The sequence below is a fragment of the Acidocella sp. KAb 2-4 genome (genome assembly GCF_020567705.1).
GTDB lineage: Bacteria > Pseudomonadota > Alphaproteobacteria > Acetobacterales > Acetobacteraceae > Acidocella.
This window is the reverse complement of record NZ_JAJDJU010000013.1, coordinates 1-21,821: the sequence shown is the minus strand read 5'-3', so window position 1 is coordinate 21,821 and position 21,821 is coordinate 1. Positions and strand designations below refer to the sequence as shown.

The 21,821-nt window shown below is 65.2% G+C and carries 19 protein-coding genes; 15 read left to right on the top strand and 4 right to left on the bottom strand.

The window, feature by feature from the left end; translation table 11 throughout:
- Window positions 1-3: 3 nt before the first annotated feature.
- Complete coding sequence (locus tag LI953_RS09865; RefSeq protein ID WP_227075908.1) at window positions 4-462, bottom strand: Lrp/AsnC family transcriptional regulator; 459 nt, start codon at window positions 460-462, stop codon at window positions 4-6.
- A gap of 140 nt (window positions 463-602) precedes the next feature.
- Between LI953_RS09865 and ald the strand changes: the two genes are divergently transcribed.
- Window positions 603-1,721: an alanine dehydrogenase gene (ald, locus tag LI953_RS09860; RefSeq protein ID WP_227075907.1), complete on the top strand. Its 1,119-nt coding sequence runs from the start codon at window positions 603-605 to the stop codon at window positions 1,719-1,721.
- Between the two features lie 37 nt (window positions 1,722-1,758).
- On the opposite strand, the gene LI953_RS09855 is transcribed toward ald, so the two are convergent.
- Window positions 1,759-2,988 carry a transporter gene (locus LI953_RS09855; protein ID WP_227075906.1) on the bottom strand — a complete coding sequence of 410 codons (1,230 nt, stop codon included), beginning with the start codon at window positions 2,986-2,988 and terminating at the stop codon, window positions 1,759-1,761.
- Window positions 2,989-3,494: 506 nt separating this feature from the next.
- On the opposite strand from LI953_RS09855, the gene LI953_RS09850 reads away from it, so the two are divergent.
- The 5 genes from LI953_RS09850 (at window position 3,495) to LI953_RS09830 (ending at window position 6,144) form a co-directional block, all read left to right on the top strand.
- Window positions 3,495-4,052 carry a hypothetical protein gene (locus tag LI953_RS09850; protein ID WP_227075905.1) on the top strand — a complete coding sequence of 186 codons (558 nt, stop codon included), beginning with the start codon at window positions 3,495-3,497 and terminating at the stop codon, window positions 4,050-4,052.
- 117 nt (window positions 4,053-4,169) lie between these two features.
- Complete coding sequence (locus tag LI953_RS09845) at window positions 4,170-4,520, top strand: hypothetical protein (protein ID WP_227075904.1); 351 nt, start codon at window positions 4,170-4,172, stop codon at window positions 4,518-4,520.
- Window positions 4,521-4,543: 23 nt separating this feature from the next.
- Window positions 4,544-5,251 carry a C39 family peptidase gene (locus LI953_RS09840; RefSeq protein ID WP_227075903.1) on the top strand — a complete coding sequence of 236 codons (708 nt, stop codon included), beginning with the start codon at window positions 4,544-4,546 and terminating at the stop codon, window positions 5,249-5,251.
- Window positions 5,252-5,276: 25 nt separating this feature from the next.
- Window positions 5,277-5,846, top strand: a complete 570-nt coding sequence (locus LI953_RS09835; RefSeq protein WP_227075902.1) for a hypothetical protein — start codon at window positions 5,277-5,279, stop codon at window positions 5,844-5,846.
- Window positions 5,827-6,144 (top strand): hypothetical protein, encoded by a 318-nt coding sequence (locus LI953_RS09830; protein WP_227075901.1) that lies wholly within the window; start codon window positions 5,827-5,829, stop codon window positions 6,142-6,144. The genes LI953_RS09835 and LI953_RS09830 overlap by 20 nt, the downstream gene beginning before the upstream one ends.
- A 13-nt stretch (window positions 6,145-6,157) precedes the next feature.
- Here LI953_RS09830 and LI953_RS09825 read toward each other — a convergent pair whose 3' ends face one another.
- On the bottom strand, window positions 6,158-7,207 hold the full coding sequence (locus LI953_RS09825; RefSeq protein ID WP_227075900.1) for a sigma-54-dependent Fis family transcriptional regulator: 1,050 nt from the start codon (window positions 7,205-7,207) through the stop codon (window positions 6,158-6,160).
- Between the two features lie 413 nt (window positions 7,208-7,620).
- Window positions 7,621-8,619: a LacI family DNA-binding transcriptional regulator gene (locus LI953_RS09820; RefSeq protein WP_227075899.1), complete on the bottom strand. Its 999-nt coding sequence runs from the start codon at window positions 8,617-8,619 to the stop codon at window positions 7,621-7,623.
- 183 nt (window positions 8,620-8,802) lie between these two features.
- Between LI953_RS09820 and ptsP the strand changes: the two genes are divergently transcribed.
- The 9 genes from ptsP to LI953_RS09775 all read left to right on the top strand — a co-directional run bounded on the left by ptsP (window position 8,803) and on the right by LI953_RS09775 (window position 21,606).
- A complete protein-coding gene (gene ptsP, locus LI953_RS09815) occupies window positions 8,803-11,316 on the top strand; it encodes a phosphoenolpyruvate--protein phosphotransferase (RefSeq protein ID WP_227075898.1) in 2,514 nt (837 codons plus the stop codon).
- Window positions 11,313-12,257 carry a 1-phosphofructokinase gene (pfkB, locus tag LI953_RS09810; RefSeq protein WP_227075897.1) on the top strand — a complete coding sequence of 315 codons (945 nt, stop codon included), beginning with the start codon at window positions 11,313-11,315 and terminating at the stop codon, window positions 12,255-12,257. The genes ptsP and pfkB overlap by 4 nt, the downstream gene beginning before the upstream one ends.
- A gap of 21 nt (window positions 12,258-12,278) precedes the next feature.
- Window positions 12,279-13,967, top strand: coding sequence for a PTS fructose transporter subunit IIC (locus tag LI953_RS09805; RefSeq protein ID WP_227075896.1), 1,689 nt, complete (start codon window positions 12,279-12,281; stop codon window positions 13,965-13,967).
- Window positions 13,968-13,999: 32 nt separating this feature from the next.
- A complete protein-coding gene (locus LI953_RS09800; protein ID WP_227075895.1) occupies window positions 14,000-15,283 on the top strand; it encodes a carbohydrate porin in 1,284 nt (427 codons plus the stop codon).
- A gap of 141 nt (window positions 15,284-15,424) precedes the next feature.
- Window positions 15,425-16,891 carry a glucose-6-phosphate dehydrogenase gene (gene zwf, locus LI953_RS09795; protein WP_227075894.1) on the top strand — a complete coding sequence of 489 codons (1,467 nt, stop codon included), beginning with the start codon at window positions 15,425-15,427 and terminating at the stop codon, window positions 16,889-16,891.
- Window positions 16,891-17,544, top strand: a complete 654-nt coding sequence (gene pgl / locus LI953_RS09790) for a 6-phosphogluconolactonase (protein WP_227075893.1) — start codon at window positions 16,891-16,893, stop codon at window positions 17,542-17,544. The genes zwf and pgl overlap by 1 nt, the downstream gene beginning before the upstream one ends.
- Entirely contained in the window at window positions 17,541-19,355 is a 1,815-nt protein-coding gene (gene edd, locus LI953_RS09785) for a phosphogluconate dehydratase (protein WP_227075892.1), read from the top strand. Before pgl ends, edd begins: the two co-directional genes overlap by 4 nt.
- Window positions 19,355-19,987, top strand: coding sequence for a bifunctional 4-hydroxy-2-oxoglutarate aldolase/2-dehydro-3-deoxy-phosphogluconate aldolase (eda, locus tag LI953_RS09780; protein ID WP_227075891.1), 633 nt, complete (start codon window positions 19,355-19,357; stop codon window positions 19,985-19,987). Before edd ends, eda begins: the two co-directional genes overlap by 1 nt.
- A gap of 20 nt (window positions 19,988-20,007) precedes the next feature.
- The gene (locus tag LI953_RS09775; protein ID WP_227075890.1) at window positions 20,008-21,606 is read left to right on the top strand and encodes an NADP-dependent glyceraldehyde-3-phosphate dehydrogenase; all 1,599 of its coding nucleotides are present in this window, start codon (window positions 20,008-20,010) and stop codon (window positions 21,604-21,606) included.
- Window positions 21,607-21,821 lie beyond the last annotated feature (215 nt).

Below are 21,821 nucleotides of genomic sequence, written 5' to 3'. Positions count from 1 at the left end.
GTTTCAGAGGGGCAGCATTGTGGTGCGCTTCACCGTGCGCAGGGTCATGGTGGATTGCACGCGGCGGATGCCTGGCAGGCGGGTGAGCACCTCGGAATGCAGGCGCTCAAGGTCTTCTGAGTCGTTATAGACAACGCGCAGCAGATAATCGGCCTGCCCAGCCAGGAGATAACATTCCTGCACCTGCGGGATGAGCTGGATGCGCGCCTCGAAGGCGTCGAGCTGCTTGCGGTCCTGACCCTCCAGCGTGATGAACACATAGGCCGTGCCGGGGAAGCCCGCCTGTTTCTGGTCCAGCACCAGGTGCGTGCCCGCCACCAGATCAGTGCCCAGCAGCAGATGTAGCCGACGCAAGCAGGCCGAGGGCGAGAGATTCACCCGCTCGGCCAGCTCGGCATTGGTCAGCCGCCCGTCGGCCTGCAGGGCGTTGAGGATCTTGCGGTCGGTGAGGTCGAGATTCATGCCTTGCAATATAATTCGAATCAAACCAATGAAAAACAAATAATTTTACGGATGAATGGCTGAATCTGCCATTCTTTCGTGAAAAATATAGCACGATCTCTCTTAATCTTCGAATTATCGTTCAAGCAAGGGAGTGAGACATGCGTATCGGTGTACCCAAGGAGATCAAGGATCACGAGGACCGCGTGGGCATGGTGCCCGCCGCCGTGCATGAGCTGGTGGCGCATGGCCATGAGGTGCTGGTCGAGCATAATGCCGGCCATAATATCGGCTTCTCGGATGAGGATTACGCCGCCGCTGGCGCCAAGATCGCGGCGGACGCCGATGCCGTGTGGGGCAAGGCCGAGATGATCGTGAAGGTAAAGGAGCCGCTGGCGGTGGAGCGCAAGAAGCTGCGCGCCGACCAGCTGCTGTTCACCTATCTGCACCTCGCCCCGGACCCGGCCCAGGCGCAGGACCTGATCGCCTCCGGCGCCGCCTGCATCGCCTATGAGACCGTGACCAGCCCCGCGGGCACGCTGCCGCTGCTCACCCCGATGTCCGAGGTCGCGGGGCGCATGTCCGTGCAGGTGGGCGCGCATAATCTGGAGAACGCGCAAGGCGGGCCGGGCATGCTGCTCGGCGGCGTGGCCGGGGTGATGCCGGCGAATGTGGTGATTTTGGGCGGCGGTGTCTCGGGCACCAATGCCACGCTGATGGCGACCGGCATGGGCGCGGATGTGACCGTGGTGGACCGCTCGCCGGACGTGCTGCGCCGGCTGATCGCAACCTTCGGCACCCGCATCAAGACCGCCTATTCGACCAAGGACACCGTGGCCAAGCTGGTGGCGCAGGCCGATCTGGTGATCGGCACTGTGCTAATCCCCGGCGCGGCGGCGCCGAAGCTGGTGACGCGCGAGATGCTGAAGACCATGCGCAAGGGTTCGGTGATCGTGGACGTGGCGATCGACCAGGGCGGCTGCACCGAGACCTCGAAGGCGACCACCCATTCCGCCCCGACCTATGTGGTGGACGGCGTGACGCATTACTGCGTGGCCAACATGCCCGGCGGTGTGGCGCGCACCTCCACCTTCGCGCTCAACAACGCCACCCTGCCCTATATCGTGGCGCTGGCGAACAAGGGCTGGAGGCAGGCTCTGGCGGATGACAAATATCTGCGCGACGGGCTGAACGTGCAGGGCGGGGCCATTACCCATCCGGCCGTGGCCGCCGCCCTTGGGCTGGCGCTGCGCCCGATGGAGCAGGCGCTCGCCGCCTGAGGCTGACTAACACCGCGCGGCTCCACGCCGCGCGGTGTTACATGATGTTGAAGCGCGTCGGCACCTCTATGAGGATCTTGGCCGCCGGGGCATAGGGCCCGACGCCGATGCCAACCCCGACATTAATACTGGTGAGCGGAGTGAGGGCATAACCCAGCCCGAAATTGAACGTGCCAAAATCATAGCTCGAGCCCGGAATCGCATGGCCGTCACTGGACGAGCCGAACACATGTTCCTCTTGATAGCTGAAGGTCATCGAAGCTTTGTCGTTAAGCGCGAAGCCGATGCCAAATGTGCCCGCCACCGCGGGGCCGGGTTCCAGCTTGGTGTGAAGCGTAGGCCCGCCGCCCGTGGTGGGAATATTGAAGCTGCTGCCAAAATTCTGGATATATTGCAGATTGCCAAACAAAACGCCCGGCGCGGTCGCGTAAAATACGGTGACGCTGGGCTCCAGCGCGTAAAACCCGGTGCCGGTCGGCAGCCGTTTGGGCACCACGCCATAGCCCACCTGGCCGCTGGCGTCCTGCACGTTATAGACAGGCACTTCATAAGGGTTTTGCCCCGTGGCCGTCTTGAATTCCAAATTGCCCACAAAGACCGGCCAGCCATTCTCGCCGCTGTTGAACTGGTAGGATGCGCCGAATTGCAGATCACCGATATCGACATTGCTGGCGCTGGCGTTCAACGGCTTGGCGGTGCTTCCAGCCGCCTGTGCCGTGGTGGACCCAAACCCGCCGACGAAGGGGAGCTTCAGGTTGATCTCCAGCCGATCGGTAATGCCATAACGCGCCGTTAGCGCGGCGGTGATGAAGCGCTGGTCCATCCTCGAAATGAAGATATTGCCGAAGGTTATGCCGGGGATGATGGTGAACCCGTTCAGCTGAAGCTGGTTCTGCGTCCAGTAATCATATTCGAGCGAGGGGTCGATCAGCAATTGCCCTTTGGGCGTGAGCACCCCGCCCGTGCCGGAGAGCACGGTGGAGGATTGCAGGATCACCTTGGTCTGCTGGTCCTGATTTTCCTGCTGCGCCTGTTGCTGCTCGGCGCCCACGGGCTGCGTAGGCGCGGCGGGCTGCGGTGCTGGGGCGGAGGCGCTGGCATCTTGGGGCTGGGGGGTGCCGGTGGTGCCCGCGCCACGCAGAGTGGCCATCTCGCTATCAAGCAATTGCTGCTGCCGGCTAAGCTCAAGCGATTGCTGCTCAAGCTGCAGTTCTTCCTGCTGCAGCTTCGCCTGCTGCGCCTGAATGCGCGCCTCAAGCGCGGACACGTCACCCGACGTTGTCTGCGCCCGCGCCGCACCGGCATAAAGGAGCAAGAGAGCTGCTGAGAGGGGGAGGATGGCCAGGGCCGGTATGTCCGGCACTTGCATATCTGGGGCCGCGATGGCGAGCGCCGGACAGCGGCGTGACGAGGATCTTGGCGGCACTGGCATGGTCACCTCCAATTTTTTTCCATTATGAAACAACGGACCTCGGATTGTAAACATTCTTCTTCGAGGGCGAAGCCGTGGCAACTGTATATGTTTTACAGCTGTTACAGTATCAGGCGACAGATTTTACATTGTCACCGCTTCGCGAATGGCTTCAGAGGGACGCTAAGATCAACGTCGAACGCCCTGATATGCAGCATTTTTTGCGCCACACGCGGCGGAACCGCCAGTTTTGGCACGGCTGTTGCTCATTGCCTCATGCGCCGCCGTGATCGATTGCATCAGCACCCGGCACGCGAGGCCAAAGAGACTAATCACCAAAACTTCATGCGAGGAGGACTATCATGCGTAAACTTCTTCTGACGAGTTCGGCGCTGTTTCTACTGGCGGGCGGCGTGGCCATGGCTCACGGAGACGGCGGCTCGTATGTCCCCATCAAGAACGCAAGCGCCATGAATGGCAGCAATTCCGCCACGACCGGCGGCACGGCAGGCAGCCAAAATGGTAATTCATTGACCAATGTGGGCAATTCGTCCTCCACCTCAACGTCGAGTGAATCAGTGGCCCTGACGAAGACTTTGAGCAATGTGGGCAACGAGACCATGTCGAGTGTCACGACCAACACGAGCGTGAACATGACGCTTGGCACGGCGAGCAATAGCGGCGAAGTTGAGCATATCATGTATCTCTCCGGTGGCGGTGGCGGCCATGAAGGCGATTGGGGTGGCGGCAGCGGCGGCTTGAAGGTCCGGAGCGGCGACGCGAATATGAGCTACGCCAATAACGCGAGCATCGGCATCAGCAGCGTGCAGCAGAATACCGGCAACGCCTCGCTGCAACAGAGCTCCGTGGCGCTCGGCTCTTATGTCGGCGCTGGCGTGGGCGGCAATAACGGCTTCTAACGCGTTCCTGCGCGGATAATTTGTGGCTCCGCATGGCGCATGTCAAAGTGCCGTGCGGAGTCCCTGTGTTGACCAGCCGGCAACACCAAAATTTAATGCAGAGTTCAGGAGCGCTCCATGACGTATCTGTTCAAGGCGGTTCGTCCGCTATTAACGGTCGGCCTCTTGTGTTCCGCGATAAGCCCTGCCCTCGCCGCGGGGCCTGACAGTACAGCTTCGGTGCTGTCCGTGCTTGGCAACGCCCAAGTTCCGAGCGACCAGTTAGCGAAATTGCGGGGCGGAACGCTGGTGGCGCCGTCAATCAATATCGGCATTGACAGCGGAAACAGCGCCAATAATTCTACAACAGGATCGATCAGCAACAGCCAGTCGGTGAACAATAACACCGGACTGACGACGATATTACAAAATACGGGAAACAACGCCCTGCTGCAAAGTAGTATGAGTGTGAACATCACCGTCCACTAGGACGAAGATCGGGAGCGGCGGATATGTCGTTGCGCGCAACGTTTCTGGCCGGTGTCTTAGCCTTGGCGCTGCCAGGCGCGCATGCCGCGCGGGCCGGACAGATCAGCCTCAACGGAATGACGATTGGCGCGGGCAACGCTACCCTGGCGGTGCCAAGCTTCCAGGAGCGCAAATTCAGCACTACATTCAAGCAGCAATACGATTTTTCCTGCGGCTCGGCCGCGTTGGCGACGCTGCTGCTCTTCACCTATCATCAGCCAGCAACGGAAAGCTCTGTATTCATCAATATGTTCGTCAATGGCGATCAGCCGGTGATTGAGCAATCGGGCTTCTCGCTACTGGACATGAAAAACTACCTGACCCGCCACGGGATCCCCTCGGGCGGGTTCCGCGCGCCGCTGGCGAAGCTTGCTGAAATCCGGGTTCCCGCGATCGTTTTGATCAACGAAAACGGCTACAAGCATTTTGTCGTGCTACGCGGCGTCCAGGATGGCAACGTGCTGCTCGCCGACCCCGCGCTCGGCCTGCGGATGGAGAGCGTCTCCGCCTTTCAGAAGCAATGGTCTGGGATTTTCCTTATCATACTCTCCGACCTTAAAGACGCCAGAGCCGGTTTTAACGACAGCGAGGATTGGGACGCCGAACCGCTGGCCCCGGTCACGCTCAGCCGGTTCATGATCAATCTGGCAACGCTGCAACAGGTGTCGGTGCCCGACGCCTCACGGTTTTAGCGCTTGCATCACGGAGTATCGTGTAATGCCATATCACCGGTTACAGATCATCGCGCCACTCGTGGGATTCTTTGCCGGCATACCAATGGCCCAGGCCGCACCGCCCTCCGGGGGCGCGGCAACGATTGCGGCTCTTAATCTGACTGGCGCGGAGCTCAGCCCGGCGCAGCTTGCCCAATTACGTGGCGGCTTTGATATCAGCCCTGGCGTTTCGATTGATTTTTCCTTTCAGCAGATCGACAGCATCGCGGGAACAATCGTACAGAGCATTATCGTGCCAACCGTCACCCTCACCTCCACCTCCGGCCCCGCGCCGGTGGTTGTAAGCAACGGCAATGGTGACACCACGATCATCCCACCAGGCACGGCGAATGTTACCCTTGGCGCAAGCGGAAATCAGGGATTGACCAACATCGTCACCACGCTCGGCGCCAGCGGGATCGCCAATCTCGTCACCAACCAGGCCAACAACACCTCTGTCAGCGTGGCCACCACGATGAGTATTGGTATTAACGGCATGAGCCAGTGGATGACCGCGCAGCAGGTTACCAGCGGCATTCTGAATGGGCTGAATTATGGCAATGCGCTCAAATAAATACAGTGGATTTCGGTGGCTGGCGGCGCTCGCTATCGCGGCAGCGCCGGTCCCGGCGTTCGCACAAAGTGCGCCAGCCGCGAATTTGCTGCAACAAGTCGCTGATGTCACCTTGCTGGCGTTGCCAAATAGCGCGATTTCAACGGTGCGCGGAACCGGGCTTCAAGGACCGCAGGTAAGCCGCTCGACAGCGCCCCTCGGCACCATTACCTTATGGGACGAATTGAAACCCCTGGCGCAGCAACAGAACTTGGTCTCTGGCAGCCAGATCGTCACCATCAACGGTGTCGCACAATAAATCTTGTGAAATCTTATGCCTCGATACCGCGCATCGCCTCTTGCAGCGAACCCGGATTGCGCTTGGCCATCCGGTAGAATGTCACGCGCGAAACGCCCATCTCCGCCGCCGCCTTCGTGACATTGTTATGATTTCGTTGCAACGCGCGCAATATCGCCGTGCGCTCTTCTTCCGAACCAGGCCGAAAACGCCGGAACTCGCGGGGAGTGGCGTTTGCCTCGCGCGGCCCGCGCGGGCGGGATTGGATACCCAGATCTTCCGGCCGGATTTGCGGCTGCGTGCTCATCACCACCGCACGCCGGATCGCGGCGATCATTTCGCGCACGTTGCCGGGCCAGGGATGAGCCTCGATGGCCTGTTTGGCCTCAGGTGAAAACACCATAGGCCCGGCACCAATCTCTCCGGCGATGCGGCGAAGAAAATACGTCGCCAGCAACAACACGTCTCCATCGCGCTCGCGCAGCGAGGGCATGCGTAGCGGCAGCACGTTGAGGCGGTAGAATAAATCGTCACGGAACTGCCCAGCCGCCATCGCCGCTTCGAGATCGATATGGCTGGCTGAAATTACGCGGGCATTGACGCGGATCGGCGTGTGGCCACCCAGGCGCGTGATCGTGTGCTCCTGCAAAAAGCGCAGCATATGAGCCTGTAATTCCTGTGGCAGATCGCCAATCTCATCGAGAAACAGCGTGCCGTCATTCGCCTGTTCAATCAGCCCGAATTTGCGTGCTGTGGCGCCGGTGAATGCGCCTTTCTCATACCCAAATAATTCGGAGGCGATCAGCGTCGCCGGCAGCGCGGCGCAATTAATGGCGACGAACGGCCCCCTGCAACGATCGGAACGCTGATGAATGGCTTGCGCCGCCAACTCCTTGCCGGTTCCGGTCTCGCCGGAGATCAGCACTGGCGCGTCATATTTTGCGAAACGGCGGATGCGGTCAAAGACATTGCGCATCGCCGGGCAATCGCCGACGATGAACTCTTGCTGTTCCGCCCCCGTATCGGGAAGCGCCGGCACGTGATCCGGAAAACCCTCGTCGCGGACCGGCTGATGGACGACCATCGTTTCCCTTCCTCTCCGCATGTTCCAGGCGCAGTTTGACGGCTGCACCACTTATATTCTTGCCGCCCCGCATTGTAACTTTTACGCAAAATCTTAACGTAACAAGTATACACTAACGGGTGCCACGCACGGATTATTTTATTGTCATTAACATCGCCAAAGCTCTGCAACCGGCAGCATTTGGCGCTGATTTCATAGCCTGGCGCAGGGGGCGCCGGCAAGAATCGCGCACCTCACACTTTCGGCCAATAACCTAAACGGCGAGGCGGCACGGGGAACTTACGGGGTATTGCCAAGGTGCTGGGTACCCATCGTGCAACCAGACCTTGCAGCCAACCAATGCATGACATGACCGCGGCACCACCCGCACGCGGCGATGGCCGGGCGTGGGCTACCGGCTGGCGGAGGAGGCTCTACCCCGCCATGGCGGCATGGGCGCGGGTGGAGCCACGCACCACACAGCGCCCGCCCAGCACCACCTTGCGCACCGGGGCGTCCGGCGCATCCAGCCGCTCCAGCAGCAGGCGCATGGCGGTGCGGCCGATCTCGGTCACGGGCTGCTCGATCACTGTGAGCCCCGGCCCGGCGAGCTCGGTCCAGCTTTCATTATCGAACCCGGCGACGGCGAGATCCTCGGGGATGCGCTTGTGCAACGCGCGCAAGCCGCGCACCACGCCCATCAGCAGCAGGCCGTTGCTGGCGATCACCGCCTCGGGCGGCTGGCCCTGGCGGAACAGGCTCACCGTCTCGGCCTCGGCGGCCTCGATGCTCGGCGCCACGAAGCGCGATTCGGGGGCCAGCCCCAGGCGCTGCATGGCGGCGGCGAAACCGGCATGACGCTCAATGCCGGTGGTGCTGGCATTGCCGAACAGCGCGGTGATGCGCCGATAGCCTTGCGCGTAGAGATGCTCGACCAGCATGGCGGCGGCGGCGGCGTTGTCGAGCACCACCGCATCCTGTCCGCCGGCCATGTCGGCGCGGTCGATCAGCACAATGGGGAAATTCGGCTTGCGCCGGGCCATGCGGTCCACGGTGGCGCGGGTGGGGGCGAAGATCACGCCGGTCACCCGCTCCTCCTCCATCAACTGCAGATACATCGCCTCTTTTTGCGGGTTCTCGTCGGTATTGCAGAGGATCACCCGCAGCCCGGCCTTGTAGGCCTCATCCTCCACCGCGCGGGCGACGGCGGTGAAGAACGGGTTGGAGATATCCGCCACGATCAGCCCGATGGTTTGTGAATCCTGCGAGCGCAGCCGCCGCGCGGAGAGGTTGGGCCGGTAGCCGGTGCGGCGCACCGCATCCTCGACCTGGGCGCGCAGCTCGGGGCTGACCTTGCCGCCCCCCAAAGCCCGCGAGACCGTGGCCGGAGACACACCCGCCGCCCGCGCGACATCCTTGATGCTGACCGTCATGTTTGCGCCGCCATGTGTTCGCCGGTTTCCAGAAATCGTTCTCAGACAATTCAGCATATCAGACCCAGGTTTTGCAAGGGTTTGGCAGGATGATGCAGGAAAATTTCGCGGGTTTGCAGGATAGTTCTTGACATAAGATCGTGAAAACGTTTTCTTACGCACAAGAGGTCGAGGAAACTGCCAATGTCATCTACCGTGCAAGACGCGCTGCTCGGGCGCGAACTGGTCCGTCTCAATGCCGCCCCCGCCAGCAAGGAGGCCGCCATCGGCGAGGCCTGCCAGTTGCTGATCGCGGCTGGCTGCGTGCCGCCTGAATTCGCCGCCAGCATGTTGCGCCGCGAGGCGGTGGCGAACACCTATCTCGGCCATGGCGTGGCCATTCCGCACGGGATGGGCGAAGACAAGGATCTGGTCCGGCGCGACGGCATCGCCGTGTTGCAGGTGCCCGGCGGGATCGCCTGGAATCCGGGGCAGACGGCGAAGCTGATCGTCGCCATCGCCGCGCGGGGCGACCAGCACATCACCATCCTGCGCCGCCTCACCCGGCTGATCCAGGACGAGCCCCGGCTGCAGGCGCTCTGCGCCACGCAGGACGCCAACCAGATTATCGCCGCGCTGACGCTTGACGGCCCCGCCCCCGCTGCCGCCCCGGCCGCAGCAGATCTCGCGGAGTCTTTCGACTGGGTGGTGGATTACCCGGCCGGCCTGCATGCCCGCCCAGCCTCGGCCTGGGTGGAGACCGTGCGCGCCACCGGGCTGCGGGTGAAGGTGCGCCATGGCAACGAGGTTGCCGATGCCCGCAATCTGGTGGGGCTGCTGCAACTCGGGCTGCGCCAGGGCGACAAGATCACCGTCTCCGCCGAGGGCGAGGATGCCGCCGCCGGGCTGGCGCGGGTGCAAGCACGCATCACCGGGCTGAGCGCGCAAGAGCAGGCCGACGCCGCCAAGGCCGCCGCCCGCGCCGCCGCGCAGCCGCAGCGCGGCTGGCAGCCGCCGCGCAAGTTGCCGTTTCTGCAAGGCCTACCCGCCAGCCCCGGCCTCGCCATTGGTCGTCTGCATGTGCTCTCCACCCATGCGCCGGAGGTGGCGGATGCGCCGGCCTCGCTGATCGATGGCGGCAACGCGCTGAACGAGGCGCTGACCGCGACCCGCCAGCAGATGGTGGCGCTGATCGACGACACCGCGCGCCGCCTCGGCCCGCAGGATGCCGCCATCTTCAAGGCGCAGGCGGAGCTGCTGAATGATTCCGACCTCATCACCCTCACCTGCCAGCTGATGGTGGAGGGCCATGGCGTGGCCTGGGCTTGGGCCGAGGCGGTGAACCGCCTGGCCGCGCGGCTGAGCGCGCTGGGCAACCCGGTGCTGGCGGCGCGGGCGGCGGATCTGCGAGATGTCGGGCGGCGTGTGCTGGCGAAGCTGGACCCGGCGGCGGTCGGGGCCTCGCTCAGCGACCTGCCGGACGAGCCCTGCATCATCGCCGCCACCGAATTATCGCCCTCCGACACCGCGTCGCTGGACATGAACCGCGTGCTTGGTCTGGCCATGAGCCAGGGCGGACCGACCTCGCACACCGCGATTTTGGCGCGCACGCTGGGTCTGCCCGCCGTGGTCGCCGGGGGTGCCGCGCTGGAGGAGACGGCCAGCGGCACGATGGCGATCATCGACGGGCTGAACGGGCGGATTTACCTTGCCCCCGAGGCGGCGGATATCGCCTCGGCCCAGGCCTGGGCCGCGGATTTGCAGGCACAGCGCGAGGCCGAGGCCGCCAAGCGCGCCGAGCCCGCCACCACCACCGATGGCGCGCGCTATGAGATCGCCGCCAACATCAACCGCCCGGACCAGGTGAAGCTGGCGCTGGAGGAAGGCGCCGAGGGCGTCGGGCTAATGCGCACGGAATTCCTGTTCCTGGAAGCCAGCGCCAGCCCGACCGAGGATGAGCAATGCGCCACCTACCGCGCCATGGCCGAGGCGCTGGAGGGGCGCCCGCTGATCATCCGCGCGCTGGATATTGGCGGCGACAAGCAGGTGGCGCATCTGCATCTACCGCGCGAGGAAAACCCGTTTCTGGGCGTGCGCGGGGCGCGGCTGCTGCTGCGCCGGGCAGATCTGCTGTTGCCGCAGCTGCGCGCCATCTACCGCGCCGCCGCGCATGGCGGGGAGATCTCGATCATGTTCCCGATGGTGACCTCGGCCAGCGAGATCATCCGCCTGCGCGAAATCTGCGAGGAGATCCGCGCCCAGTTGAACGCGCCGCGCCTGCCCGTGGGCATCATGATCGAGGTGCCCGCCGCCGCCATCCAGGCCGATGCGCTGGCCGCGCATTGCGATTTCTTCTCGATCGGCACCAACGACCTGACTCAATACACGCTGGCGATGGACCGCCAGAACCCCGAGCTGGCGCCCGAGGCGGACAGCCTGCATCCGGCGGTGCTGCGGCTGATCGCGCAGACCGTGGCAGGGGCCGAGCGCCATGGCCGCTGGGTGGGCGTTTGCGGCGGGCTGGCCGGCGATCCGTTCGGCGCGGTGCTGCTGGCCGGGCTCGGGGTGAAGGAGTTGTCGATGACGCCGCGTGACATTCCGGCGGTGAAGGCGCGGCTGCGCGCCGCCGCGCTGGGCGAGCTGAAGAGCCTGGCCGCGCGCGCCCTGGGCTGCGCTAGCGCCGCCGAGGTCCGCGCCCTGGAGGGAGCCGCGCCATGATCGCCTCGGCTCTCACCGTCACGCTGAATCCGGCGATCGACGAAACCATCCTGCTCGACCGGCTGCGCCCCGGCCATGTGCACCGCGCGCAGGCGGTGCGCTTCAACCCCGGCGGCAAGGGCGTGAACGTGGCGAGCTGCCTGGCCGATTGGGGCGGCGGCGAGGTCATCGCCACCGGGTTACTCGGGCACAACAACACCTCGCATTTCGAGGCGCTGTTCACCACCAAGCGCATCATCGACGCCTTCATCCGCATCCCCGGCGACACGCGCACCAATATCAAGCTCAGCCATGACGGCGAGACCACGGATATCAACCTGCCCGGCCTGGTGCCCAGCGCCGCCGAGTTGCAGGCGCTGCTGGCGCGCAGCGCGGGGCTGGCCACCACCGGCACGCTGGCGCTGCTCGCGGGCAGCCTGCCCAGCGGCGTCGCCGACGACACTTATGCGACGCTGGCCGAAACCCTGATCAGGCGCGGCGCACGGGCGGTGCTGGACACATCCGGCACCGCACTGAAGGCGGCGCTGGCGGGTAAGGCGCAGCCCTTCTGCGTGAAGCCAAACCGCGCCGAGCTGGAATATTTCGCCGGGCACAGCCTGACCGGCGATGACGCGGTGATCGAGGCCGCGCGCGGGCTGACGGCGCGGGGTGTGCAACTCGTCGTCGTTTCGCTCGGCGCCGAAGGCGCGCTGTTCATCACCGAAAGCCAGATTCTGCGCGCCGCCCTGCCCGCCTTGCGCGTGACCAGCACGGTCGGCGCCGGCGATGCCATGGTTGCCGGCATCATGGCGGCGCTGCGCGAGGAGGCGGGGCTGGAACGTCTGGCCCGCCTCGCCACCGCCTTTGCCGCGGGCAAGCTCGGCCTCGCCGGCCCCAACCTGCCGCCACGGAGCCAGATCGAGGCGCTCGGCGGCGCCGTCACCATCCAAATCATCCAATAAAACACTTAGGGAGTTCAAAGAATGACAGACATCATCGCGTCGGTATCGGCAGGAGGCGCGACCGTGAACGCGGTGCTCGCGGCGGAGGCGCTGCGCAAGGCCGCCAGCGCCCAGGGCAAGAGCATCGAGGTTGAGGTGCGCACCGCCGAGGGCGTGCTAAACCGCCTGGGCGCGGCGCAGGCGCAGGGCGCGGCAACGGCTGTGCTGGTGGGTGACGGCGCGGCGCTGCCCGAGGGCGCGGCGCCGGGCCAGACCATCCGCACCACGCTGGACCAGGTGCTGGCCGATGCCAGTGCCGTGCTCCAGGGCAGCAAGCCGGCGGGCAAGCGCATCGTCGCCATCACCTCCTGCCCCACCGGCATCGCCCACACCTTCATGGCCGCTGAGGGGCTGCAACAGGCGGCCGCCGCGCTGGGGCACGAGATCCGCGTGGAGACGCAGGGCTCGGTCGGCGCGCAGACGCCGCTGACGGCGGAGGAAATCGCCGCCGCCGATCTCGTCATCATCGCCGCCGACAAACAAGTGGAACTCTCTCGTTTCGCGGGCAAGCCGGTTTACGAGACCGGCACCAAGGGCGCGATCAATGACGGGCAGAATCTTGTCCGCCGCGCCTTTGCCGAAGCCAAGGTGCAGGGCGGCGGCGCGGCCAGCGGCACCGTGATGAAAGCCGCGGGCAGTAAGGCCGGGCCGTATAAGCACCTGATGTCCGGCGTGTCGTTCATGATCCCCTTCGTCACCGCGGGCGGGTTGCTAATCGCGCTGGCCTTCGCCTTTGGCGGTATTTATGCCACCGAGCCCTCGGCCGCGCATACCTTCGCCGGGGCGCTGTTCCAGATCGGCGCGAAATCCGCCTTTACCCTGTTCGTGCCGATCCTGGGCGGATTCATCGCCTATTCCATCGCCGACCGCCCAGGCCTGGCGCCGGGCATGATTGGCGGGCTGCTCTCCTCGCTGCTGGGCGCGGGCTTCCTTGGGGCTATCGTCGCCGGGTTCCTGGCGGGGTATGTCACGCAATTCCTCAGCCAGGCGATCAAGCTGCCGCGCGCGATGCAGGGGCTGATGCCGGTGCTGATCCTGCCGTTGCTCGGCTCGCTCATCACCGGGCTGGCGATGATCTACGTGATCGGCACGCCGATCGCCGATGTGCTTGGCTTCCTCACCAACTTTCTGAAATCCATGCAGGGCTCCTCGGCCGTGGTGCTCGGGCTGCTGCTGGGCGCGATGATGGCCTTCGACATGGGCGGCCCGGTCAACAAGGCGGCTTATACCTTCGCGGTCGGGCTGCTCTCGGCCCAAGTGTATACGCCGATGGCCGCGGTAATGGCCGCGGGCATGACCCCGCCGATGGCGATCGCCCTGGCGACCTGGCTGTTCCCCAACCGCTTCACCGAGGAAGAGCGCGAGGCCGGTATCTCCGCGGGCGCGCTGGGCCTGTCCTTCATCACCGAGGGCGCCATTCCCTTCGCCGCCAAGGACCCGTTCCGCGTGATCCCCGCCAACATGATTGGCTCCGCCATCGCCGGCGCGATCTCGATGGTCTCAGGCGTGGAGCTGAAGGTTCCGCATGGCGGGGTGTTCGTGCTGCCGATCCCCGACGCGGTCACGCATCTTGGCCTCTATGTCGTCGCCATCCTGGCCGGCACCGCCGCCACCGCGCTCATCCTTGGCGCCGTCAAGCCCAAGCTCACCGTGCAAACCCTCACCGCCTAACCAAAACACACACAACAAAGGTCAACAGGAACATGTTCAAGTCTCTGCTTTGCGGCGCCAGCCTTCTGGCGCTCGCCACCGCCGCGCACGCCCAGACCGTGGCGCAGCCCGAAACCCTCGGCCAGAAGTTGTACAACGATGGCGTCTCGATCTCGCTGAACTACACTGGCGAGGCGGCGGGCAATCCCTCGGGCGGCATCCGCCAGGGCGCGCAATATGCCGGGCAGCTTTTCCTCGGCGGCGATTTTGATCTCGGCAAGATCGCCGGGCTGAACGGCACCATCGTGCATGTCGCCGTGACCCAGCGGCATGGCCGCAATCTGGCGGCGGATGATATCGGCAACAATACCTCGGTGCAGGAAATCTACGGCACGCAGAACCTGCATCTGGCTTATTTCAGCGTCGAGCAGAAGCTGTTCAACAACCGGCTCGACATCAATATCGGCCGGGTCGAGGCGAATATCGCCTTCCTCACCTCGCCGCTTTATTGCCAGTTCCAGACCAATTCGGCCTGCGGCAACCCGACCTTCATCTTCAAGGACTCCAACTTCACCTATTTCCCGGCCTCCAGCTGGGGTGGTGACGCGAAATTCCTGTTCACGCCGGATAGCTACATCCATGCCGGCGTGTATGAGGTGAGCCCGGTGGACAAGACCTTCCTCGACCATGGCTTCAACTGGTCCGGCAAGGGCGATACCGGCGTGGTGGTGCCCGCCGAGCTTGGCTACACCCCGCCAGGCGGGCTGTACGCGATTGGCGGCTGGTACGACACCGGCGCCTATTCCGACCCGCTGAACGACGCCACCGGCGCGCCGGCGCTGCTGAGCGGCAATCCTTACGCCCAGCATCACGACCGCTCCGGTCTGTTCCTGCGCTTCAACCAGCAGGTCACGGCGCAAGGGCTCTCGGTGTTCGGCGTGTTCATGACCAAGCTGAGCGGGCATGTGAACGAGAACCAGTATTACGAGCTGGGCGCCGTGCAGCAGGGCACGTATTGGAACCGCCCGCAGGATACGGTCGGCTTCGTCGTCAACGATCAGGAATTCTCCAGCGACTTCGTCAACAACATCACTGCGGGCCGGGAATCGGTGGGCGGCTCGGGCTGGGGGATTCCGCACCGCGAGATCATGATGGAGCTGGACTACAACGCCAAGATCGGCAACGCTTTCACCGTGATGCCGAACATCCAGTATGTCATCAATCCAGACCAGTCGGCGGAGCCGTTCCGAAAAACCAACATTCCCAACGCCTTTGTGCTGGGTGTGAAGTTCACGGTTAATCTGGCGGCGCTCGGCGGTTTCGCCGCGCCGCAATAGGCCGAAACCAGGGCGGAGCCGCCGACTCCGGCGCTCCGCCCGCCGAGTTGCAAGCATTGGGTATTATTAGCGCTTTACGCGGTCTCACGGATCGATTATTTTGAGTATCAAAATAATTTAGCGCGTTGTGGAGGAGTGCAGATGACCAGCCGTGTGATCCCTGTCGAGCCTTTTGTGCTGGTGGTGTTCGGCGCCACGGGCGACCTTGCCAAGCGCAAGCTGATCCCGGCGCTGTTCCAGCGTGATCTGGCTGGGCAGTTGCCCGAAGAGGCCAGCATCGTCGGCGCGGCGCGGGCGCATCTGCACGAGGATGAGTTCGCCGCCCTGGCGCGCGGCGCGATCGAGGAGCATGTGCCCGCAACCGAGCGCGACGAGGCGGCCATCAGGCGGTTTCTGGCCCGGCTGCGCTACGCGGCGGTGGACGCGACGGGCGAGGAAGGCTGGACCGATCTCGCCGCCATCCTGACCCCGATGCAGGGGCGGATCAGCGTGTTCTATCTCGCCACCGCGCCGGCGCTGTTCGGGCCGATCTGTGAGCGCCTGGGCCGCCTGGGCTTGGCCGGGGGCCAGGCACGGGTGGTGGTGGAGAAACCGGTGGGGCGCGACCTCGCCTCGGCTAAAGAGGTGAACGAGGCCGTCGGCAAGGTGTTCCCCGAGGAGCGGATCTACCGCATCGACCATTATCTGGGAAAGGAGACGGTGCAGAACCTGATGGCGCTGCGCTTCGCCAACGGGTTGTTCGAGCCGCTCTGGAACGCCGCACATATCGACCATGTGCAGATCACCGTAGCGGAATCGCTCGGCGTGGAAGGCCGCGCCGGGTATTACGACACTGCCGGCGCGCTGCGCGACATGGTGCAAAACCACATCCTGCAACTGCTCTGCCTCGTCGCCATGGAGCCCCCCGCGCAGCTCGACGCCGACGCCGTGCGCGACGAAAAGCTGAAGGTGCTGCGCGCGCTCAAGCCGCTCGCGCCGTCGGGCTGGGTGCGCGGCCAATACCGCGCCGGGGCCAGCCAGGGCGGGCCGGTGCCGGGTTATCTGGAGGAGCTGGGCCAGCCGGAGAGCCAGACCGAGACCTTCGTGGCGCTGCGCGCCGAGGTGGAGAATTGGCGCTGGGCCAGGGTGCCGTTTTACCTGCGCACCGGCAAGCGGCTGGCCGAGCGCGTCTCCGAGATCGTGATCGCCTTCCGCCCGATCCCGCATTCGGTGTTCGAGCCCTCGGCCGGGCCGATCATGGCCAACCGGCTGGTCATCCGGTTGCAGCCCGATGAAGGCGTACAGCTGCAGCTGATGATCAAGGACCCCGGCCCGGGCGGCATGCGTCTGCGCCAGGTGCCGCTGGATATGAGCTTCTCCACGGCTTTCGGCGTGCGCAACCCGGACGCCTATGAGCGCCTGGTGCTGGATGTGGTGCGCGGCAACCAGACGCTGTTCATGCGCCGCGACGAGGTGGAAGCCGCATGGCGCTGGATCGACCCGATCCTGGAGGCCTGGGCCGCCAGCGCGGAGCCGCCAAAGCCCTACACGGCGGGAACCTGGGGCCCGAGCGCCGCCATCGCGCTGATCGAGCGTGACGGCCGCACCTGGGCCGATGGCGGGTCGTGATGCGCGCCTTCCCCACCCCCGAGGCCCTGGCCGAAGCCCTGGCGGCGAGTGTGGCCGACACGCTGCGCGGCGAACTCACCCGGCGCGGCGCGGCCACCCTGGCGGTCTCGGGCGGGAGCACGCCGGTGCGGTTCCTCGAGGCACTCGCCCGCCAGCGCATGGACTGGGCGCATGTCACCATCACCCTGGTGGATGAGCGCTGGGTGGATGAAACCTCGCCACGCTCCAACGCCGCGCTGGTGCGCGCGCATCTGCTGCGCGATCAGGCGGCTGCCGCGCGCTTCCTGCCGCTCTACACCGGCGCCCCCGCGCCCGAGGACGCTGCCCCACCGCCCCTGCCCCTGCCGCTTACCGTGGCGGTGCTGGGCATGGGGGCGGACGGGCATACCGCCTCGTTCTTCCCCGGCGGCGACCATCTGGACGCCGCGCTCGACCCCGCCGGCACCACGACGCTGCTGCCGATGCGCGCCCCCGGTGCCGGCGAGCCGCGCATGACCCTCACTTTGCCCGTGCTGGCCGGAGCGGGACGGCTCATCCTGCATATCGAGGGAGCCGCCAAACGCGCGCTGCTGGAGCGCGCGCACGGCCTGCCGATCAACGCGGTACTCACCGCCCGGCCCGATATCGAGATCTTCTGGAGTCCAACGCCATGACCGATCCCCGCATCCTGCGCGTCACCGACCGCATCATCGAACGCAGCCGCCCCACCCGCGCCGCTTATCTGGCGCGTATCCGCGCCGCCGCCTCGCACACGCCCCGGCGCCGGGCGCTGGGCTGCGCCAACCAGGCGCATGGCTTCGCCGCCTGCGCGGCGAGCGACAAGGCCGCGCTGAGCGCCGGGGGCGGGCCGAGCCTCGCCATCGTCACCGCCTATAACGACATGCTCTCGGCGCATCAGCCCTATGAGCACTACCCGGAGCTGATCCGCGACGCGGCGCGCGAGGCGGGCGGTGTCGCCATGGTCGCGGGCGGCGTGCCCGCGATGTGCGATGGCATCACCCAGGGCGAGGCGGGCATGGAACTCTCGCTATTCTCGCGTGATGTCATCGCCCTCGCCACCGCCGTCGCGCTCTCACACAACACCTTCGACGCCGCCGTGTTCCTGGGCATCTGCGACAAGATCGTGCCGGGGCTGGTGATCGGAGCGCTCAGTTTCGGGCATCTGCCGGCGGTGTTCATCCCCGGCGGGCCGATGACCTCGGGCCTGCCCAATGCCGAGAAGGCGAAGATCCGCCAACTCTATGCCGAGGGCAAAGCCAGCCGCGCCGAGCTGCTGCAAGCCGAATCCCAGGCCTATCATGGCCCCGGCACCTGCACCTTCTACGGCACCGCCAACACCAACCAAATGCTGATGGAGATCATGGGCCTGCATCTGCCGGGCGCCGCCTTCGTCAACCCGGGCACGCCCCTGCGCGAGGCGCTCACCCGCGACGCCGTGCGCCGCGCCCTGGCGCTCACCGCGCTCGGCGGCGATTATACGCCGGTGGGCGAGATCCTCGACGAGCGCGCCTTCGTCAATGCCGTGGTTGGGCTGCACGCCACGGGCGGCTCCACCAACCACACGCTGCATCTGGTCGCCATGGCGGCGGCGGCGGGCATCGTGCTCACCTGGGACGATTTCGCCGAACTCGCCGCGGCGGTGCCGCTGCTCTGCCGCATCTACCCGAACGGCACGGCGGATGTGAACCATTTCGCCGCCGCCGGGGGCACCGGGTTCCTGATCCGTGAGCTGCTCGGCGCGGGGCTGCTGCATGCGGATGTGCGTACCATTCTCGGCCAGGGGCTCGCCGCCTACGCCGCCGAGGCGTGGCTGGATGAGGGGGCGCTGCGCTGGCGCGACCCCCCCGCCGTCAGCGCCGATACCGCCGTGCTGCGCGGGGTCGCCAACCCATTCCAGCCCACGGGTGGACTCACGCTGCTCACCGGCAATCTCGGCCGCGCCGTGATCAAGACCTCCGCCGTGCAGCCCGAGCGCCATGTCATCGAGGCCCCTTGCCGCATCTTCCGCGAGCAGGAGGAGGTACAGGCGGCCTTCCGGGCGGGCGAACTGAACCGCGACGTGGTGGTGGTGCTGCGCGGCCAGGGCCCGAAGGCCAACGGCATGCCCGAACTGCACAAGCTGATGCCGCCGCTCGGCGTGTTGCAGGACCGTGGCTTCCGCGTGGCGCTGGTCACCGATGGGCGGCTCTCCGGCGCCTCGGGCAAGGTGCCCGCGGCCATCCATGTCACCCCCGAGGCCGCTGAAGGCGGGCCGATCGCCCGGCTGCGCGATGGCGATGTGGTGCGCGTGGACGCCGTGCGCGGCGAACTGACTGCGCTCACCGACCTGACCGGGCGCGCCGCCGAGACGCCGGACCTCGCTGCCCACCATAGCGGCACGGGGCGTGAGCTGTTCGCCGGGTTCCGCCAGCTGGTCGGCACCGCCGATGCGGGCGCTTCGATTTTTCCCAATGGAGGCCTGTGATGCTGCAAGACGGTCTGGAAAACATCCTGCGCGCGGCGCCGGTGGTGCCGGTGGTGATCATCGATGACGCCGCCGACGCCGTGAAGCTCGCGCGCGCTTTGGTGGCCGGCGGCCTGCCCGCCATCGAGGTGACCCTGCGCACCGCCGCTGGGATCGAGGCGATCCGCGCCATCGCGCAGGAGGTCGAGGGCGCCATTCCCGGCGTTGGCACCGTGCTGGAACCGGCGCATTACCACGCCGCCGCCAAGGCCGGGGCATGCTTTGCCGTCTCACCCGGCGCTACGCCACGCCTGCTCGACGCCGCCGCCGAGTGCGGCATTCCCCCGCTGCCCGGCATCGCCACCGTCTCCGAAGCCATGGCCCTGATCGAGCGCGGCTACCGCTTCGCCAAATTCTTTCCCGCCGAAGCTTCCGGCGGCGCCGCCTTCCTCTCCGCCATCGCCTCGCCCGTGCCGCAACTGCAATTCTGCCCCACTGGCGGCATCACGCCTGAAAACGCGCCGCGCTACCTGAAGCTGCCAAATGTCATCTGCGTCGGCGGCTCCTGGATGGTCAGCCGCGCGGCGATCAAGGCGGGAGACTGGGCCGGAATCACCGAAGCCGCCCGCGCCGCCACCCGGCTTGCCGCCTGAGCCCCCAAAAGGAGAGCGAGATGTTTCCGAAGCTTGAGGATATTCCTGAGCATTTCCGCCTGCCCGCGCCCGTGCATCAGGATGTCACGCTGATCGGCGGCGAATATGCCGCCTTCGGCGGCACGGTTCCGGTCCACTCGCCGATTTGCGCTAGAGACGCCGCCGGCACGCTGGCGCCGCTCGCCATTGGCAGCCATCCCGCTGGCGGCGTGGACGAAGCCAATGCCGCGCTTGACGCCGCCGTGAAGGCCTATGACGACGGGCGGGGCGAATGGCCGACCATGTCTGTTGCCGCGCGGATCGCCTGCATGGAGCGCTTCACGCATGCCATGGTCGGCGCCCGTGCCGAAATCGTGCGCCTGCTGATGTGGGAAATCGGGAAAACCTATGGCGATTCCGAGAAGGAATTCGACCGCACGGTCACCTATATACGCGCCACCATCGCCGCGCTGAAGGACCTCGACAACGCGCATTCACGCTTCCAGATCGTGGACGGCGTGATCGGCCAGATCCGGCGCACACCGCTCGGCGTGGTGCTGTGCATGGGGCCATATAATTATCCGCTGAATGAAACCTTCGCGCTGCTGATTCCAGCCTTGCTGATGGGCAATACCGTGGTGTTCAAGCCGCCGCGGTTCGGCGTGCTGCTGTTCCAGCCGCTGCTGGAGGCCTTCCGCGCCGCCTTCCCGCCTGGGGTGATCAATTTCGTCTATGGCCGTGGTGAAATCGTGGTGCCGTTACTGCTCGAATCCGGGCGGGTGAATACGCTGGCTCTGATCGGTTCAAGCCGCGTGGCGGATCATTTGAAAAAACTGCACCCAAAGACCAACCGCCTGCGCGCCGTGCTGGGGCTGGATGCCAAAAACGCCGCCATCGTGCTGCCCGATGCCGATCTCGACCTCGCAGCGAGTGAGTGCGTATCTGGTGCATTGTCTTTCAACGGGCAGCGCTGCACGGCGCTGAAGATGCTGCTCGTGCATCGCAGCATCGCAACCGTGTTTCTTAAAAAGCTGATCACCAAGGTCGAGGCTCTCGAAGCTGGCATGCCCTGGGAAAAAGGAATTGGCATCACGCCACTGCCCGATCTCGCCAAGGTCCAGCAGATGCACGCTTATCTTGACGACGCCATCGCGCATGGCGGCGCCGTGCTTAATCGCGGCGGAGGCGTGAGTTCAGGCACGCTGTTTCATCCGGCCGTGGTTTACCCGGTAACGCCAGAGATGCGACTCTACCGCGACGAGCAGTTTGGGCCGATCGTACCTGTCGCGCCATTCGATGACCTCGCTGAGGCGCTCGATTACGTCCGCACCTCTGAACATGGGCAGCAGGTCAGCGTTTTCGGAAATGATGCCGCCACCATCGGGCATCTTGTCGATCCGCTGGTGAACCAGGTGTGCCGTGTGAATATCAACAGCCAGTGCCAGCGCGGGCCGGATGTGTTTCCGTTCACCGGACGGAAGGATTCGGCGGAGGGCACGCTGTCGGTCACAGATGCGCTGCGCGCTTTTTCGATCCGCTCGATGATCGCGACGAAGGAGACGGGCGCGAACAAGTTGCTGCTGGAAAATATCGTGGCGCAGCGCACCTCGAATTTCATCAACACCGGCTTCATCTTCTAGGTCTGACACTTCAAGATGACGCCAGAAAATAAATGAGTGAAAGCGGAATGTCCAAGCTTGATTACCTATGGGCGGAACTCGCGGCGCTCCCGCCTCCCCCGCCGATAACACAACTCTTCGCCTCTGACCCTGCTCGCTTTGGCAAATTCTCGGCGCGGTTTGGCGAGATGCTGCTGGATTTCTCCAAGACCAGCCTGACGGAGGCGTCGCTGGCG